At 69.8% G+C, this 15,614-nt stretch carries 16 protein-coding genes and 1 pseudogene; 8 read left to right on the top strand and 9 right to left on the bottom strand.

The features are described 5' to 3' along the window. The 5 genes from ACLL81_RS04395 to rodA all read left to right on the top strand — a co-directional run. Nucleotides 1–345, top strand: a 345-nt coding sequence (locus ACLL81_RS04395) for a rod shape-determining protein (protein WP_411287128.1), incomplete at its 5' end; no start/stop codon positions are given. 57 nt (nt 346–402) lie between these two features. Further along, entirely contained in the window at nt 403–1,473 is a 1,071-nt protein-coding gene (gene mreC / locus ACLL81_RS04390; RefSeq protein ID WP_411287127.1) for a rod shape-determining protein MreC, read from the top strand. After that, the gene (locus ACLL81_RS04385; RefSeq protein WP_411287126.1) at nt 1,470–1,982 is read left to right on the top strand and encodes a hypothetical protein; all 513 of its coding nucleotides are present in this window, start codon (nt 1,470–1,472) and stop codon (nt 1,980–1,982) included. The genes mreC and ACLL81_RS04385 overlap by 4 nt, the downstream gene beginning before the upstream one ends. 11 nt (nt 1,983–1,993) lie before the next feature. Further along, entirely contained in the window at nt 1,994–3,997 is a 2,004-nt protein-coding gene (gene mrdA, locus ACLL81_RS04380) for a penicillin-binding protein 2 (protein WP_411287125.1), read from the top strand. Continuing rightward, nucleotides 3,994–5,148, top strand: a complete 1,155-nt coding sequence (gene rodA / locus ACLL81_RS04375; RefSeq protein WP_411287124.1) for a rod shape-determining protein RodA — start codon at nt 3,994–3,996, stop codon at nt 5,146–5,148. Before mrdA ends, rodA begins: the two co-directional genes overlap by 4 nt. On the opposite strand, the gene pip is transcribed toward rodA, so the two are convergent. The 7 genes from pip to ACLL81_RS04340 form a co-directional block, all read right to left on the bottom strand. Continuing rightward, nucleotides 5,145–6,137 (bottom strand): prolyl aminopeptidase, encoded by a 993-nt coding sequence (gene pip, locus ACLL81_RS04370; RefSeq protein WP_411287123.1) that lies wholly within the window; start codon nt 6,135–6,137, stop codon nt 5,145–5,147. The two genes, rodA and pip, sit on opposite strands and share 4 nt — an antisense overlap. Nucleotides 6,138–6,147: 10 nt before the next feature. Beyond that, nucleotides 6,148–7,128 (bottom strand): alpha/beta fold hydrolase, encoded by a 981-nt coding sequence (locus ACLL81_RS04365; RefSeq protein ID WP_411287122.1) that lies wholly within the window; start codon nt 7,126–7,128, stop codon nt 6,148–6,150. Between the two features lie 14 nt (nt 7,129–7,142). Then, the gene (locus tag ACLL81_RS04360; protein ID WP_411287121.1) at nt 7,143–7,520 is read right to left on the bottom strand and encodes a DUF423 domain-containing protein; all 378 of its coding nucleotides are present in this window, start codon (nt 7,518–7,520) and stop codon (nt 7,143–7,145) included. A 5-nt stretch (nt 7,521–7,525) separates the two neighbouring features. Then, a complete protein-coding gene (locus ACLL81_RS04355; RefSeq protein ID WP_411287120.1) occupies nt 7,526–8,956 on the bottom strand; it encodes an amidase in 1,431 nt (476 codons plus the stop codon). A gap of 5 nt (nt 8,957–8,961) precedes the next feature. Then, nucleotides 8,962–10,239 (bottom strand): aminotransferase class III-fold pyridoxal phosphate-dependent enzyme, encoded by a 1,278-nt coding sequence (locus ACLL81_RS04350; RefSeq protein ID WP_411287119.1) that lies wholly within the window; start codon nt 10,237–10,239, stop codon nt 8,962–8,964. Nucleotides 10,240–10,298: 59 nt separating this feature from the next. After that, nucleotides 10,299–11,909, bottom strand: a complete 1,611-nt coding sequence (locus ACLL81_RS04345; RefSeq protein WP_411287118.1) for an EAL domain-containing protein — start codon at nt 11,907–11,909, stop codon at nt 10,299–10,301. Between the two features lie 72 nt (nt 11,910–11,981). Beyond that, nucleotides 11,982–12,248 (bottom strand): hypothetical protein, encoded by a 267-nt coding sequence (locus ACLL81_RS04340; protein ID WP_411287117.1) that lies wholly within the window; start codon nt 12,246–12,248, stop codon nt 11,982–11,984. Nucleotides 12,249–12,352: 104 nt separating this feature from the next. Between ACLL81_RS04340 and ACLL81_RS04335 the strand changes: the two genes are divergently transcribed. Next, nucleotides 12,353–12,859 carry an NUDIX hydrolase gene (locus ACLL81_RS04335; RefSeq protein WP_411287116.1) on the top strand — a complete coding sequence of 169 codons (507 nt, stop codon included), beginning with the start codon at nt 12,353–12,355 and terminating at the stop codon, nt 12,857–12,859. 39 nt (nt 12,860–12,898) lie between these two features. Further along, nucleotides 12,899–13,996 (top strand): phosphatidylinositol-specific phospholipase C1-like protein, encoded by a 1,098-nt coding sequence (locus ACLL81_RS04330; protein ID WP_411287115.1) that lies wholly within the window; start codon nt 12,899–12,901, stop codon nt 13,994–13,996. Here the strand turns inward: ACLL81_RS04330 and ACLL81_RS04325 are convergent. After that, a complete protein-coding gene (locus tag ACLL81_RS04325; RefSeq protein WP_411287114.1) occupies nt 13,993–14,466 on the bottom strand; it encodes a hypothetical protein in 474 nt (157 codons plus the stop codon). The two genes, ACLL81_RS04330 and ACLL81_RS04325, sit on opposite strands and share 4 nt — an antisense overlap. Nucleotides 14,467–14,594: 128 nt before the next feature. Here ACLL81_RS04325 and ACLL81_RS04320 point away from each other — a divergent pair, with 128 nt between their 5' ends. Next, entirely contained in the window at nt 14,595–15,269 is a 675-nt protein-coding gene (locus ACLL81_RS04320) for a DUF1345 domain-containing protein (RefSeq protein ID WP_411287113.1), read from the top strand. Nucleotides 15,270–15,296: 27 nt separating this feature from the next. Here ACLL81_RS04320 and ACLL81_RS04315 read toward each other — a convergent pair. After that, nucleotides 15,297–15,500 (bottom strand): annotated as a pseudogene (locus ACLL81_RS04315) (cold-shock protein); the annotation flags it as partial. Nucleotides 15,501–15,614: the final 114 nt, after the last annotated feature.

Raw genomic sequence — 15,614 nt, 5'->3', positions numbered from 1 at the left:
GAGGTCAAGGGCCGCGATCTGATGCAGGGCGTGCCGCGGGAAGTCCGCATCAGCGAGAAGCAGGCGTCGGACGCGCTTTCCGAGCCGGTCGGCCAGATCGTCGACGCGGTGAAGATGGCCCTGGAAGCCACCCCGCCGGAGCTGGCCTCCGACATCGCCGACAAGGGCATCATGCTGACCGGCGGCGGGGCGCTGCTGCGCGGCCTGGACGCCGAGATCCGCGACCACACCGGCCTGCCGGTGACCGTGGCCGACGATCCGCTGTCCTGCGTCGCGCTGGGCTGCGGCAAGGTGCTCGAGCATCCGAAATGGATGAAGGGCGTACTGGAATCCACGCTAGCCTAGGGAGCGCGCGAGTCGCGCTGCAGTGGGGGCTGCAGATCGCTGGGGGCTACGTCCTAAATGTCCTTACGGGACAATCCGCTCGGTGAACTGAAGGTCCCGCTGACCTGGACCGCGGCCGTAGCCTTCGTGGTCGCGGCGGTGGCCGGCATCGCGCTGCTGCTCTCAGACCGGCGCGAGACCTTCCAGGCCGAGGCCTATGGGGCCCGCAGCGTCAGCGACACCGTCTTCGCCCGCGTCGGCGACACCCTTTCGGCGCCCGGGCGCTGGACCGGCGCCGGGGTGGTGTCGATCCGCGGCTACTTCTTCGCCGTCTCCGAGAACCGCCGGCTGAAGACCGAGTTGAAGGAGATGCGCCAGTGGCGTGACGTGGCCATCGCCCTGCGCGACACCAACGACCGCTACCGCACGCTGCTGGGCCTGCGCACCGATCCGCCGATCCCGATGGTGGCGGCCCGGGTGGTCACCGACAGCCGCGGACCCTTCGCCAACGCCCGCATCGCCAACGCCGGCCGTGAGAAGGGCGTCAAGGTCGGCAACCCGGTGATGAGCGAGAGCGGCTTGGTCGGCCGGGTGACCGGGGTGACCGACGGGGTCAGCCGGGTGCTGCTGCTCACCGACATCGCCTCGCGGACCCCGGTGATGGTCGACCGGACCAACGCGCGCGCCATCCTGACCGGCGACGGCGGACCCAATCCGCGGCTGGAGTACATGCGCGGCCAGGCGCCGGTGAAGACCGGCGACAAGGTGCTCACTTCGGGCGATGGGGGCGTCTTCCCGCGCGGCCTGCCGGTGGGCATGGCGGTGAAGGGGCTGGACGGCCGCTGGCGGGTGGTCCTGGCCTCGGACCGGGCGGCGGTGGATTTCGTCCGTATCTTGCTGTTCGACGACTTCACCCAGGTGGCCAAGCAGGTCGAACTGAACCAGATCACCGTGCCGCCGCCGACCCAGGGCGCGCCCGTCGTGGGTATGCCCCCCGCTGGAACCGCGCCCGCGGCCACGACGCCGACGGCGTCTGCGCCAGCCGTCGCTGCGACACCTCGCCCAAGGGCGGCCGCCGTCCCGCCGGCCAAGGCGCCGGCTCGACCCGCGCCGCCGCCCGCACCCGCCGGGGCTGGGGCGCCGCGATGAGCTGGGGCGCGCGGCCCCTGGAGCCGTGGCGCTGGCTGGCCGTGCCGATGCTGCAGGCGCTGGCCGCGACGCTGCTGTTCGCCATTCCGATCCGGATGTTCGGGCTGGGCCTGCCCGAACCGGTGTTCCCCATGGCCGCGGCCTTCGCCTGGGCGGTGATCCGGCCCTCCGTGCTGGCGCCGTTCGGTGTGCTGATCATGGGCCTGTTCCTGGACCTCCTGTGGGGCAGCCCGGTGGGACTGTGGGCGGTCTGCCTGCTCCTGGCCTACGGCGTGGCTCTGGCCGGGCGCAGCATGACCGCCGGCCAGAGCCGGGGCATGCTGTGGGCCTGGTATGCGGCGCTCACCGCACTCGCTATGGGCGCGGGCTACCTGTTCACCATGCTTGACGTAAAAGCCGCACCCAGTCCGTACGCAATGGGTTGGCAATTCCTCGCCACAATCGTTCTCTACCCCTTTGCACACCGGCTTATCGAGTTGTTCGAAGACGCCGATGTCAGGTTCCGTTAGGGGGCGCGGGCATGGCCGAACCCGCCATCTTCTTTGCTGAAGTCAACGAACGGCAGGGCGTGTTCCATCGCCGGGCCTTCCTGCTGGGCGGTTTCGCGGGCCTGGGGCTGGCGGCTCTGGGCGGGCGGCTGGCGCACCTGCAGCTCGTCGAGACCCAGCGCTACGAGAGGCTGGCGGTCTCCAACCAGTTCAACTTCAAGCTGGTGCCGCCGCCTCGCGGGGTGATCGTCGACCGCAACGGGGCGATCCTGGCGGCCAATCGCCCGAACTTCCGGCTGCTGGTGGCCCGCGACAAGGACATCGACCCCCAGGCCACAGTGCAGACCCTGGCCAATTTCGTGCCCCTCGACGACGCGCGCCAGAAGCGCCTGGTCCGCGACATCAAGAACGCGCCGAAGCGCGCGCCGGTGTCGATCATGGAGGACATGAGCTGGGAGCAGTTCTCAGCGATCAACGTCCGCGCGCCCGAGCTACCGGGCGTCACCGCCGACATGGGCGAAGTGAGGGTTTATCCGCACGGCGGCGCCTTCGCCCACGTGATCGGCTACGTGGCCAAGGTGAACAAGGACGACCTGAAGCCCACCGGCCCCAACGCCGACCCGATCATGCTGCACCCCGGGTTCCGGATCGGCAAACAGGGGGTGGAGAAGGCTTTTGACCTCGACCTGCGCGGCAAGCCGGGCGCCCAGAAGGTCGAGGTGGACGCCAACGGCCGCGAGGTGAAGCACGACACCGACGGCGACATCCCGGCGGTGGCCGGCAAGGAGATCCAGCTCACCCTCGACATCGACGTGCAGAACCGCGCGCTGGAGGTGTTCGGCGGCGAGAGCGGGGCGGCGGTGATGATCGACTGCCGGACCGGCGATATCATCTGCATGGCCTCGGCCCCCAGCTTCGACGCCAACCGCTTCGTCCGCGGCCTGACTGGGGCGGAGTACCGGGCCCTGGCCACTTACGAACGCAAGCCGTTGCTCGACAAGGCGCTGACCGGCACCTATCCGCCGGGCTCCACCTTCAAGCCGATTACCGCCATGGCGGCGCTGGAAGCCGGCATCGATCCGGAGCTCCGGGTGGGCTGCAGCGGCGGCATGTACTTTGGGGGCCGCTACTTCCACTGCCACAAAAAGGGCGGTCACGGCATGCAGAACATGCATGACGCAATCAAGAACTCTTGTGACGTCTATTTCTATTCGGTGGCGCTGAGGATGGGCCCCGACCGGATCGCCGCCGTGGCCAAGGCCTTCGGCCTGGGCGAGACATTCGACATCGGCATCTCCGGCCAGAAGAAGGGCGTCGTTCCGTCCACGGCGTGGAAGAAGGAATACTTCAAGAACAACCCGGCGCAGTCCCAGTGGTGGCCTGGGGAGAACCTTTCCTATGGTATCGGCCAGGGCTATCTGACGGTGAACTGCCTGCAGCTTGCGGTGATGACCGCCAGGCTGGCCAACGGGCGCAAGGCGCTGAACCCCAGGCTGGTGAAGTCGATCGGCGGCAAGGAGCTGCCCTCCGGCGCAGCAGTGGCTGACCTGCCGTTCCCGGCCGAACACCTGGCCATGGTGCGCGCCGGCATGGCCGCGGTGACCGAGGCCGGCGGCACGGCCTATCGGGCCAGCCAGCTGGGCCTGGGCGACATCCTGATGGCCGGCAAGACCGGCACCGCCCAGGTGCGCAACTATGACAAGGGCGGCGCCCGCGGGAAGGGCGGGCCCTGGCGGCTGCGCGACCACGGCCTGTTCGTGGCCTTCGCGCCCATCGACCAGCCTCGCTACGCCCTGGCGGTAATCGTCCAGCACGGCATGGGCGGATCGACCGCCGCCGCGCCCAGGGCCCGCGAGATCATGCGCACAGCCCTGCTCAAGGATCCCGAGCTGCGCGCGCGGATCGAGAAGCCCCTGCCGATGCCGGAGCTGGCCCCCGACCTGGAGGCCGACGCCGTGCCTGACGCCCCGGTTCTGGCCACGCCGCCGGTGCAGACCACCGCGGCGGCGACGCCCCCCGTCCGGGGTCCCGCATGACCGTCTCCGCGCTCACCCGGCCCGGCGAACGCGACCGACTGATCGTCAAGTTCGCCGAGATCGACTGGGTTTTCGCGCTTACCCTGTGCCTGATCGCCGGCGCCGGCGCCCTGATGCTGTTCTCCATCGCAGGGTCATCCTGGGACCCGTGGGCGGCCCAGCACGTGCTACGTTTCGGCGTCTGCCTGATGCTGATGATCGGTCTGGCGATGATCGACATCCGGGTGTGGTTCGCCCTGTCCTACCCGGTCTACGTCACGGGCCTGCTGCTGCTGGTGGCGGTGGAGGTGGCCGGCGACACCCGAATGGGCGCCACGCGGTGGCTGTCTATCGGCCCGTTCAGCTTTCAGCCGTCCGAGGTCATGAAGCTGGGCATCGTCATGGCCCTGGCCCGCTTCTACCACGGCATCTCGGCCAACCGGGCCAGGCTGTCCTGGGCGCTGCTGATCCCGCTGCTGATGATCGCCATGCCGGTGCTTCTGGTGGCCCATCAGCCGGACCTGGGCACAGCCATGCTGATCGCCATGACAGGCCTAGCCATCGTCGTGCTGGCAGGCCTCGACTGGCGGGTGATCGGCGCCGGCGCCCTGGCCCTGCTGGCAGTCATCCCGCCGTTCGTGATGTTCGGCATGCACGACTATCAGCGAAAGCGCGTGCTGACGTTCCTGAACCCGGAGAGCGACCCGTCGGGCTCCGGCTACCACATCCTACAGTCGAAGATCGCGCTCGGGTCGGGCGGCGCCATGGGCAAGGGGTATGGCCTGGGCTCGCAGAGCCAGCTCAACTTCTTGCCGGAGAAGCAGACCGACTTCATCTTCGCCACCCTGGCTGAGGAGTTCGGCTTCGTTGGCTGCATCTCGATCCTGGTGCTCTATGGGGCGCTGATCTTCATGGCGCTGCGCACCGCCTACCTCAGCCACAGCCACTTCGGCCGGCTGGCGGCGGCGGGCCTCACGGCCACCTTCACCCTCTATGTGATGATCAACGGGGCGATGGTCATGGGCCTGGCGCCGGTGGTGGGGGTGCCCATGCCGCTGCTCTCCTACGGCGGCACGGTGATGCTGACGGTGATGATTGGCTTCGGCTTGGTGCAGGCCGTGCGGGTTCACCGCTACGCGGAAGTGACCAGCGGCAAGGGCTCGATGTTCTAGACCTTCAGCGCCTGATCCGTCGCCCGGACCAGGGCGTCGACGATGCCGGGCTCGGTGGAGGCGTGGCCGGCGTCCCACACCACCTCGAAGCGGGCCTCCGGCCAGGCGGTCTTCAGGCTCCAGGCGGATTCCATTGGCGTCACCACGTCGAAGCGGCCCTGCACGATCCAGCCGGGGATGGACCGCATCCTCTCCACGTTCTTGAGGATCCAGCCGGCCTCTGGGAAGAAGCCGTGGTTGGCAAAGAAGTGACATTCGATGCGGGCGAAGGCGATGGCGAAGTCGATCTCGTTGAACTTCGAGGGCCTCGCCTCCGGGCCGCGTATCGAGATGGTGTCGCCCTCCCACTGGCTCCAGGCGGCGGCGGCCTGGGCCTGCAAGCGGCGGTCTGGGCTGGTCAGGCGGCGGTGGTAGGCGCCGATCATGTCGCCACGCTCGGCTTGGGGGATCGGCGCGCAGAACTGGGCCCAGGCGTCGGGGAACAGCATTGAGGCGCCGTCCTGGTAGAACCAGGCCAGTTCGCGCTCGGTGAGCAGGAAGACGCCGCGCAGCACCAGGCTCTCCACCCGGTCCGGGTGGGTGATGGCGTAGGCCAGCGCCAGGGTGGAGCCCCAGGAGCCCCCGAAGACGCACCATGTCTCCACGCCCAGGTGTTCGCGTAGCCGCTCGATGTCCGCGATTAGGCTCCAGGTGGTGTTGTCCTCAAGGCTGGCGTTGGGGCGGCTCTTGCCGCAGCCGCGCTGGTCGAACAGCGCCATGCGCCACTTCGCGGGGTCGAAGAACCTGCGCATGGTCGGGTTGATCGCCCCGCCGGGCCCACCGTGCAGGATCACGCAGGGCCGCCCATCGGGCTTGCCGCACTCCTCGTAGAAGATCTCGTGCGGGCCGCCGGTGGCCAGCCAGCCCGAGGCGAAGGGCTCGTTGTCGGCGAAGAGCCCGCGCCGGTTCGCGGAAGACGAGACGGCGGCCGGCGGGGTGTTGCGTTCCATGGGCATGCTTCTACTGCGGGAAGCGCCGGTCCATCCAGTCGAGGATGAGGGCGTTCACAGCGTCGGGCTTCTCCTGCTGCGTCCAGTGGCCGGAACCGGCCACCATGTGCATCTCCAGGTCGCCGACGGCGGCCGGCATGTGCTTGGCCATGTCCGGGGTCAGGACCGCGTCCATCTCGGCGGTAATCATCATGCAGGGGACGCCGTCGATGCGGTTGGGCCGCCCTTCGGACCGCTCCCAGTTGCGGGTGAAGTTTCGGTACCAGTTGATCGGGCCGGTGAAGCCGTTGCGCTGGAAGGCCTCCACGAACACCGCCAGCTCGGCGTCGGAGAGCAGCTGGTTGGACCGGTCGGCGGGGTCCCACTGGGCGATCAGGTCGTTGAAGGCGAAGCTGGAACCGCCCTCGGGGGGCTGGGCCGCGGCGGCCAGGGCCGCGGGCGTGCGCATGAAGAAGCGCATGGTCCTCTCCACGTCGGCGGCCAGCACCGCGTCGGCGTCGCCAAGCGTCTGGAACCAGACGATGTACATGTCTTGGCCATAGCGCATGCGCATCAGGGCGATGGGGTCTGCGGGCGCCCGTCCCTGGAAGGGCGTGTTGAGGCCGATGACGCCGGCGGTGCGGGCGGGGTGCATCAGGGCCATCTGCCAGACCACGAAGCCGCCCCAGTCGTGGCCGCAGAACACCGCCTTCTCCGCGCCCAGGTGGTCCAGCAGGCCCACGAGATCGCCGGTGAGGTGTTCCATGTCGTAGTCGGTAACCGCCTCGGGGACTGAGGACTGACCGTAGCCGCGCTGGTCGGGCGCGATCACCCAGCGACCGGCCTCGGCCAAGGCCGTCAGTTGATGGCGCCACGAGAAGGCCAGCTCCGGAAAGCCGTGGCACAGGATGATCGGCACGCCGACCCGCGGCCCGGCCTCGTAATAGGCCATCTCGATGCCGTTCACCTGCGCGTGCTGGACCGGCGGCATCATCGGCTCGAGGGGTGACATGTCGGGCTCCTGGATCAGCGTTGCGCTCGGGGCGGGCTATCGAGCCGCCAGGCGGCCCAGGCCAGAACCCCCCAGCCGTTCATGAACAGCAGGCCGCCGATCGGGGTGACCGCTCCCAGCCAGCGCGGCGCGCCGAGCGCCAGGGCCCATAACGAGCCTGCGAACAGCACGACGCCGACCAGAAACAGCGGGGCCGCGAACCTCGCCCCTGCGCCGCCCATCTGCCGGACCAGGGCGGCGGCGAACACCGCCAGACAGTGGATGGCGCCGTAGGTCGCTCCCGTCCGCAGCCAGTCCCGGCCCTGGGGATCGGCGATCCCGTGGGCGGCGAAGGCGCCGAAGGCTACGCAGGCCAGCCCGCCGAGCGCCGCCAGGCTCAGCCAGAGGCGCAACGTCTTCAGCCCCAGACCTGCGGCCGGCGGTCCTTCCAGGGGGCTTCCTTCTCAAGCTGGGCGGCCAGGCGGAACAGCACCGCCTCGTCGGCCCAGCCGGAGGTGAACATCATGCCCACGGGCAGGCCGCTGGCCGAGTGTTCCAGGGGCAGCGAGATCGACGGCTGGCCGGAGAAGTTGAACGGCGGAGTGTAGGGATAGACTTCGCCCTGGCGGCGGTTCACCTCGCGCGGCTCCAGGCCAACCGGGTCGATATAGCCGATCTCGGGAACGGGCGTGCCCATCACCGGTGACAGGTAGACGTCGATGTCCTCGAAGAAGGCCAGGGTGGTGCGGTTGAGCATCCGCAACTCCTGCCAAGCGTGGAAGGCCTGGGCGCCAGTGACCTTGCGGCCGCCCTTCAGCGAGGCCCAGGTGAGCGGCTCCAGTTCGTCGGGCTCCGGCTCGCGGCCGACTTGGTCGATCAGCCGTTGCATGCCAGCGGCGAAGTTGGCGCCGGAGACCGGACCGCGGGCGGCGTAGAGGGCGCGGTAGTCCAGGCCCATGCCCTTCTCGACCACGTCGTGGCCCAGGCGCTTGAGCAGGTCCGCGGTGCGCTCTAGGGCGGCCTGAATCTCCCAATGGATCGGCCGGCCAGAGGGGGTCTCCGACGACCAGGCGATTCGCAGGCGCCCCGGGCTGCGCTCGACCTCTTCCAGATACGGCCGATCCTTGGCGGGGGGCTCGTAGGGAGAGCCGGCTTCGGGGATGCCGGTGGCGTCCAGCATGGCCGCGCTGTCGCGGACGGTGCGGGTGACCACATGGTCGACGCAGAAGCCCATGGCGTAGTCGAACCCGTCGGGCAGGTTGGGGTTGCGGTCGCGGTTGACCTTCAGCCCCACCAAGCCGCAGCAGGCGGCGGGGATGCGGATCGAGCCCAGGCCGTCGGAGGCGTGCGCCATGGGCACGATCCCGGCCGCCACCGCCGAGGCCGAGCCGCCGGACGAGCCGCCGGCGATGTGGCCGGGGTTCCAGGGGTTGCGGCAGGCGCCCAGGAACGCGCCCTCGGTGGTGCCAGTGATGCCATACTCCGGGGTGTTGGTCTTGCCGACGGGGACCACGCCGGCGGCGCGGTAACGGGTGGTCAGGCCACCGTCGGACGCATCCAAAACGTTGCGCGCGAAGCGGCTGCCGTAGGTGCGCGGCCAGCCCGCGACGGGCATTCCTAAGTCTTTGATAAGAAAAGGAACTCCACGGAACGGGCCCTCGGGAAGGTCGCCATTGGCGCGAGCGCGAGCGTCGTCATAGCCCTTGTGCACCACGGCGTTGAGCGTCGGGTTGTGTCTTTCGATCCTCTCGATGGCGGCCTCGACCAGCTCTGCGGGCGTCACCTCCTTGCGGCGCACCAGATCAGCCAGGCCCAGGCCGTCGTAGTCGGAATAGGCGGGGAGGGACATGCGGACTACCTCGGTGCGGCGGAAAGGAAAGCAAGCTTCTCGACGGGCTCCAGCCCTGGCGCCCGGCTGCGGAGCGCCGCGAAGGCGCCTTCGGCGGCGTCCAGGGCGGTCTCGATGTCGGCGTCGGTCATGGCGGCGCACAGGAACATGTTGTGCCAGGGATGCACATAGACTCCGCGCTCCAGCATCTCGCTGGCGAAGCAGAAGCCCCGGCGCAGATCCGGGTCGTCGTCGAACAGGAACAGCGGCATGGTCACCGGGCCGGTCTGGCGCAGGCTGAAACCCGCCGCCCGCGCCCGCTCGTCGAGGCCGGAACGCAGCCGTCCGCCCAAGCTGTTCAGCCGCTCCAGATAATCGGTCTCCCGGATGAGCCGTAGGGTCTCCAGGGCAGCCGCCATGGGGGCGGCCTGAAACCAGAAAGAGCCGGTGACATAGATCGCCGCGGCCGCCGCGCGAGCCTTGTCGGAGCCCAGCAGGGCCGACAGGCCGTGGCCGTTGGCGATGCACTTGCCCCAGGTGGAGAGGTCCGGCTGCACGCCGATCTTGGACCAGGAGCAATCCCGCGCCAGCCGGAAGCCGGCACGCACGTCGTCCACTACCAGCAGCGCGCCGGTCTGGTCGCAGAGTTCGCGGGCGCGGCGGGCATAGGACAGGTCCGGTTCGGCCTGGTCGATGAAGGCGTCGTGCTTGATCGGGGCGGCGAACACGCAGGCTAGATCGTCGCCGGCCTGGGCGACGGCGGCCTCGAGGCTGGCCACGTCGTTGTAGTCGCAGAACAACTGGTTGGCCCGGTCGCTGTCGATGACGCCGGGGGGCCGGGGCGTGCACCAGGCGGCGGCCCCGTGGTAGGCGCCCTTGGCGCGGACCACCGTCTTGCGTTTGGTGTGGGCGCGGGCGGTGACCAGGGCCATGGAGGTGGCGTCGGTGCCGTTCTTGCAGAAAATCGCCCAGTCGGCGTGGGTCACCATCGCCGTAAACGCCTCGGCCAGCTCGACCATCAGGGCGGTAGGGCCGGTGAGGGTGTCGCCCTGGCCAAGCTGGCGCACGAAGGCCGCGTCGACCCTCGGATCGGCGTAGCCGAACAGGTTCGGGCCGTAGGCGCACATGAAGTCCAGGTAGCGCCGGCCATCCACGTCCCAGATGTGGGCGCCCTCGCCGCGCTCGAAGAACTGCGGGTAGCCGTCAGGCAGCAGCGCCGTGGACTGGTGGCCGTACATGCCCCCCGGAATCACCGCCGCCGCACGCTCGCGCAGGGCCTGGTCACGGCTGTTCACCCGGGTCATTGGCCGCCTCCTTATCGCTGATCAGAGATTACCGATCAGGGCGGCGGAGTATAGGCGCGTCAGCGCGCCAGGGCCGGGCGCATCCGGGCGTCGATGCGCGTGAGCGCCGGGGCAGGGGTGTCGCTGGCCGCGCCGTATAGCCAGCCCTGGGCCATTTCGACGCCGGCCCGTCGCACCGCATCCTCGGCGACCGACGATTCCACCATCTCGGCGAGGGTGCGCACCTTCAGTTCGCCGCACATCTTGACCAGGTGCTTGACGAACACCGCCTCGCGGCCGCCGTGCTGCAGGTCGCGGATGTAGCGGCCATCGATCTTCAGGACGTCGAGCCTGAGCTGCTGCAGGTAGGCCAGGGACGCCGCCCCCGCGCCGAAGTCGTCGAGGCAAATCTCACAGCCCTGCTCGCGCAGGGCGTGAAGATGGCGATCCGCCACCGCCAGGTCCTCGATGGCGGCGCTCTCGGTCAATTCGATCATCAGCCGGCCGCGAACACCCGGGCGCCCGCCGATCAGCTCGCAGGCGTGGGCGATGAAGTCGGCGCTGGCGATCGTGCGGCCGGACACATTGACCGCCAACTTCAGGCCCGGGGTGGCCGCCAGCGTCTCCATCGCCCGCTCGAGGATCGCCCGGTCCAGGGACTCGATCAGGTCCATCTCCTCGGCCATGCGGATCGTCGGGAACGGACTCTGCGCGTCACCGAAGCGCACCAGGGCCTCGTAGTGGTGCAGGGCGCCGGTCTTCAGCAGCACCACGGGCTGGTACACCAGCCGGAAGTCGCGGTCGCGGATCGCCCGTCCCAGCTCGCCGGCGTCGTCCAGGGTGCGCGCCATGGACCTGCTGAGCGCCTCGGGCAGGTCGGCCGGGGCCGCGTCGCCGCCGCCATCGCGCAGAAATCCGTCGAGGGCGAACCGCAGCGCGCGCAGGGTCTGGCGCGGATCGCCGCCGCCGCCCAGCGACATGATGTCGGCGGTGGGCGTGATGTTCGCTTTGCCGCCGGAGTCCAGCAGTCGGGAGATGCGCCGCACCAGGGTGTCGCGGCTCTCGCCGCGCTGGCGGACCAGGGCGAAGCGTTCGTCGCCAAGCTCGGTGGCGGCGGAACCGCCCACCGCGTGAGCGCGCAGCACGCCGTTCAGTCGGGCTTCCAGCGCCAGCCGTTGCTCCGGGGTCGCCGCCTTGCGCAGCGCCTCGAGCCCGCCGAGTTCGAGGAAGGCCAGTTCGAGTTCAGCGCCGCTGGTCTCGGCGTCGCCGATCAGCGCCGTGGCATGGGCCTCGAAGCCCATGCGGTCGTACATCTGCCCGGGCGGCGGCGCGCGGGGGACGGCGGCGCCTGACAGGGCGCAGGAGATGGCGCCGTGGTTTCCGGGCGAGCGGAACGCCGACAAGCTCACCGCCCGCGGGGCGGTGTCGGCGGGGACGGCGGCCAGTTCCACCACCACCGGGCCGGCGCGCAGTCCGATCTCAAGGCCGTCGAAGAGCGCCTCGACCAGGGGTTGGTCGCCGCGGCCGATGAAGTCCCGCCAGGGACGCCCCACAAGCTCGGTGGCCTCCGCGCCGGACAAGGCCTCGCTCGCCCCCATGGCGTAGGCGATCGCGCCCTCGGCGGAGATCTCTACGAAGAGGTCGGCGGTCGCGAAGGCGAACCCGAGCAGCCGGTTTGGATCAATGGGCAAGAGGCGCAGGCTCCCAGGGTCGGACCGCCAATCTGCCTGACGGGACTTAACCGTGCGTTGCTGCGTCCGCGATCAGGCGTGGGCCGAGGTGCGCCGGTGCTCGAGCTTGCGGCGGCGCTCCTGCAGGACGCCGTAGAGCCGTTCGCGCTGGTGTTCCCCGGCCGCCAGCACAGTGCGGCTGTTCTGGATCTCCAGATCGTGGCTGGCTTCCCGGGCGAGCTGTTCCATGGCGGCAGGATCGACGCGCCAGAGCAGGTCGATGAGGTCCGAGATCAAGAGTTCAAGCGTCGCCACCCGGGCGATCAGGTCGCGGCGGCTGGCAGGGATGTCCTCGCGCATCGGGCGCCTCGGCAAACTAGGGTACGCACACTGGCACGCAGGGTAGTCCCGGACATCTTAAGGCTTCAATAGTGCAACCGAAGCGTTTAACCGAAAGAGTAGCTATGACAGCCCAGGTCGATCCTGCGCCCCGCGAACGACTCACCGCGCGGGTCCTGCTGCTCGATCCTGAGGGGCGGATCCTGCTGATGAACGGCCGCCTGCCCAGCACCCCCGACGGGCCCGGGGCCTGGTTCACGGTTGGGGGAGGTTATGAGCGCGGCGAGACGCTCACGCAGGCCGCGCTGCGCGAAATCCGCGAGGAGACCGGCATTGACGAAGCCGACCTGGGCCCGGTGATCGGGGTCCGCGAAGGGGTGATGCGGCTGGCCCACGGGGAAGCCGTGCTGATGAAGGAAAGCTACCTGGTCGCCCGCTGCGCCGCCTGCGAGCCGGTGCGGGACGGCTGGGACGCCGTCGAACGCGACCTGATCGACGACATGCGCTGGTGGACCCACGCCGAGCTGGCCGCCACTAAGGAGCGGGTGTTCCCGCCGGGTCTGGCGGACCTGCTGGCCGAAGTGCTGGCCGGCTGGACGCCGGAGCGCCCGCTGGCGCTGCCCTGGCGGTAGCTTCACACTGCTGTCGAGACTCTCGGATACAGGACGATCATGCTCGCCACACTCCTCGCCGCCGCCCTCGCCGTCGCCTCCACCTGCGACCTGGAAAAGCCGTCCGGGGGGCCGGGCTGCACGCGGGCCCAGGTGGACGCCCTGAAGATCAATGCGCTGCAGGCGATCGGCACCCACAACAGCTACAAGATGGCCATTGCGCCGAACGAACTCAGCGTGATCCGCGCCGCCAGCGCCAAGCAGGCCGATGCCCTGGACTACAGCCATCCCCCGCTGGGCCTTCAACTCGACGCCGGCGCCCGGCAACTGGAGATCGACCTGGCCTACGATCCCACCGGCGGCCTCTACGCCGAGCCGCTGGGGAAGAAGATGGCCGGCAAGGCCTGGACGCCGCACGACCTCACGCCGTTCAAGGGACCCGGCCTCAAGGTGCTGCACGCGCCGGACGTGGACTACCGCTCGGTTTGCTCGCTGTTCACTGACTGCCTGAAGGCGATCCGGGCCTGGTCGCTGGCTAACCCCGACCATGTGCCGGTCATCATCCTGCTGAACCTGAAGGAAGGCGGGCTGTCGTGGCCTGGCGCGGTGGTCGCCCCGCTGTTCGACGCCCAGGCTATGGACGCGGTCGACCGTGAAATCCGCTCGGTGTTCCCGAAGAATGCTTCGATCACTCCCGACCAGGTGCAGGGACGTCATCCGACCCTGCGGCTCGCAGCGGCAGCCGGCGCCTGGCCCACGCTCAAGGCCGCCCGCGGCAAGGTGATGTTCGCCCTCGACGCCCCGGCCGACCAGGTCGCCCGCTATCGGGGAGATCGGCGCGTGCTGGAGGGCCGCGTGGCCTTCGTCAACATCGAGGAGACCTCGCCCGCTGCCGGCTACATCACCCTGAATGAGCCGGTGGAGCAGGCCGGGCGTATCCGCGCGGCGGTGGCGGCGGGACTGATCGTGCGCACCCGGGCGGACGCCGACACCTGGGAGGCGCGCGCCAACGACCGCACCCGGCAGGATGCGGCCTTCGCCTCTGGCGCGCAGTATGTCTCGACGGACTACATGGCCCCCGATCCGCGGTTCGGAGCCTACATCGCGCGCCTGCCGGGCGGTGGCCGCGCGCGCCTGTCGCCGGTGGCGAGGCCCTAAGAGATCATCGGCTCGATCGGCGGGGTCGGAGGCTCCACGGAGGCAGGAACGGCCACTTCGGCGACCAAGTTGACATCTGCGGTCAGGGGCGTGGTGAACCTTGGCGCGGTGGCGACGGCTTCGGCGCTGGCCGCTGGGGCCGCGGCGGCGATGGCCATCTCGGTCTTCTTCTTGCCGCCGCCGAACATACGCTTGAACAGGCCCACCGTGCCGCGGCCGACGCGATTGCCCGCCACGCCGCCGGCGGCGCTACCCAGGGGACCGCCTGCGGCGCCAGCCGCAGTTCCAAGGATACCGCCCACCACGCCGCCTGCGGCGTCCACGAGGCCGGGCTTGGGCTCGTCGGGCTTGGCTTCAGCGGCAGCGGGGGCCGGCGCGGGATCGGCCCCGGCGGGTCCGGGAGGGGTCTGCGCCCACGCGACGGGCGCGATGAGGGCCGCGGCCAGGCCGGCGATGATCAGTTTCCGCAAACACTTCACTCCTTCGGGTCGCACCTCGCCCGACAGGGTTCCAACGCTCCAGCCCGACCCCGGTTCAGCGCGGTCGCCTAGGCCGGGGCGCCCGACTCGGGCGATCCTGGCCATGAACGGAGCCAAGCATGGCCAAGCCTCCCGCCGCCGCGTCCGGGCTGCAGATCATTGGCGCCTTCGTGGCGCGCCCCCGCTTGCTGGCCGCCATGGCCGTGGGCCTGATGGTCGGCGTCGGTTGCGCCGTGGCGGGAGCAGGGTCCGGCCTCAGCACCATGCTGGGATGGGACGCCGCCTGGGCGACCTTCGTTCTCGCGACCCTGCCGGCGATGTTCGGCCAGACCCCCGATGGCATTCGCCGCCACGCCGCTCGGACGGACGAGGGGCGTGCAGTCGTTCTGGTGATGGTGCTCGCCGCGGCGATGGCCAGCGTCGGGACCGTCGGCCTGGAGCTCCCCGCCGCCACGTCGCGGGAGGGGCCGGCCGGAGCCCTGCGCGTGGCCCTGGCCCTGGTCACCGTGGCGGGGTCGTGGTTCCTGGTGCAGTTCACCTTCGCGCTGCACTACGCCCACGCTTATTATGGACATGGTGCGGGGGGGCTGAAGTTCCCCGGGCGGAGCGATCCCGACTACTGGGACTTCCTGCACTTCTCGCTGATCATAGGCGTGGCGGCGCAGACGGCCGACATCGCCATCACGTCCCAGGCGCTGCGACGGCTGTGCACCGTGCATAGCGTGATCGCTTTCGTATTCAATACGGTGATCGTCGCGCTGGCGATCAACCTTTCGGCGGGCTTGGTTAAGTGAACCCGGCCCGCTCCTGTCGCCCAGCCGTCAGCCGGTGACCTTGAGGTTGGTCGCCGAGGTCTTGCCGCTGCGCCGGTCCTGTTCGAGGTCGTATGCGACCGTCTGGCCTTCGTTCAATCCACCCAGGCCAGCCTGCTCAACCGCGGAGATGTGGACGAACACATCCTGGCCGCCGTCGTCGGGCTGGATGAAGCCGAACCCCTTGGTAGGGTTGAACCACTTGACGGTCCCGGCGCCGGCGCCCGCGGCCTCGCCGCCGCCCCGGCCGCCACCGCCGAAACCACCGCCACCGCCGAAACCACCGCCACCGCCGAAACCACCGCCGCCGCCGCCGCCACCGCCGAA

The sequence above is a fragment of the Phenylobacterium sp. genome (assembly GCF_046590535.1).
Classification (GTDB): Bacteria; Pseudomonadota; Alphaproteobacteria; order Caulobacterales; family Caulobacteraceae; genus Phenylobacterium.
This window is presented reverse-complemented; position numbering and strand designations above follow the sequence as displayed.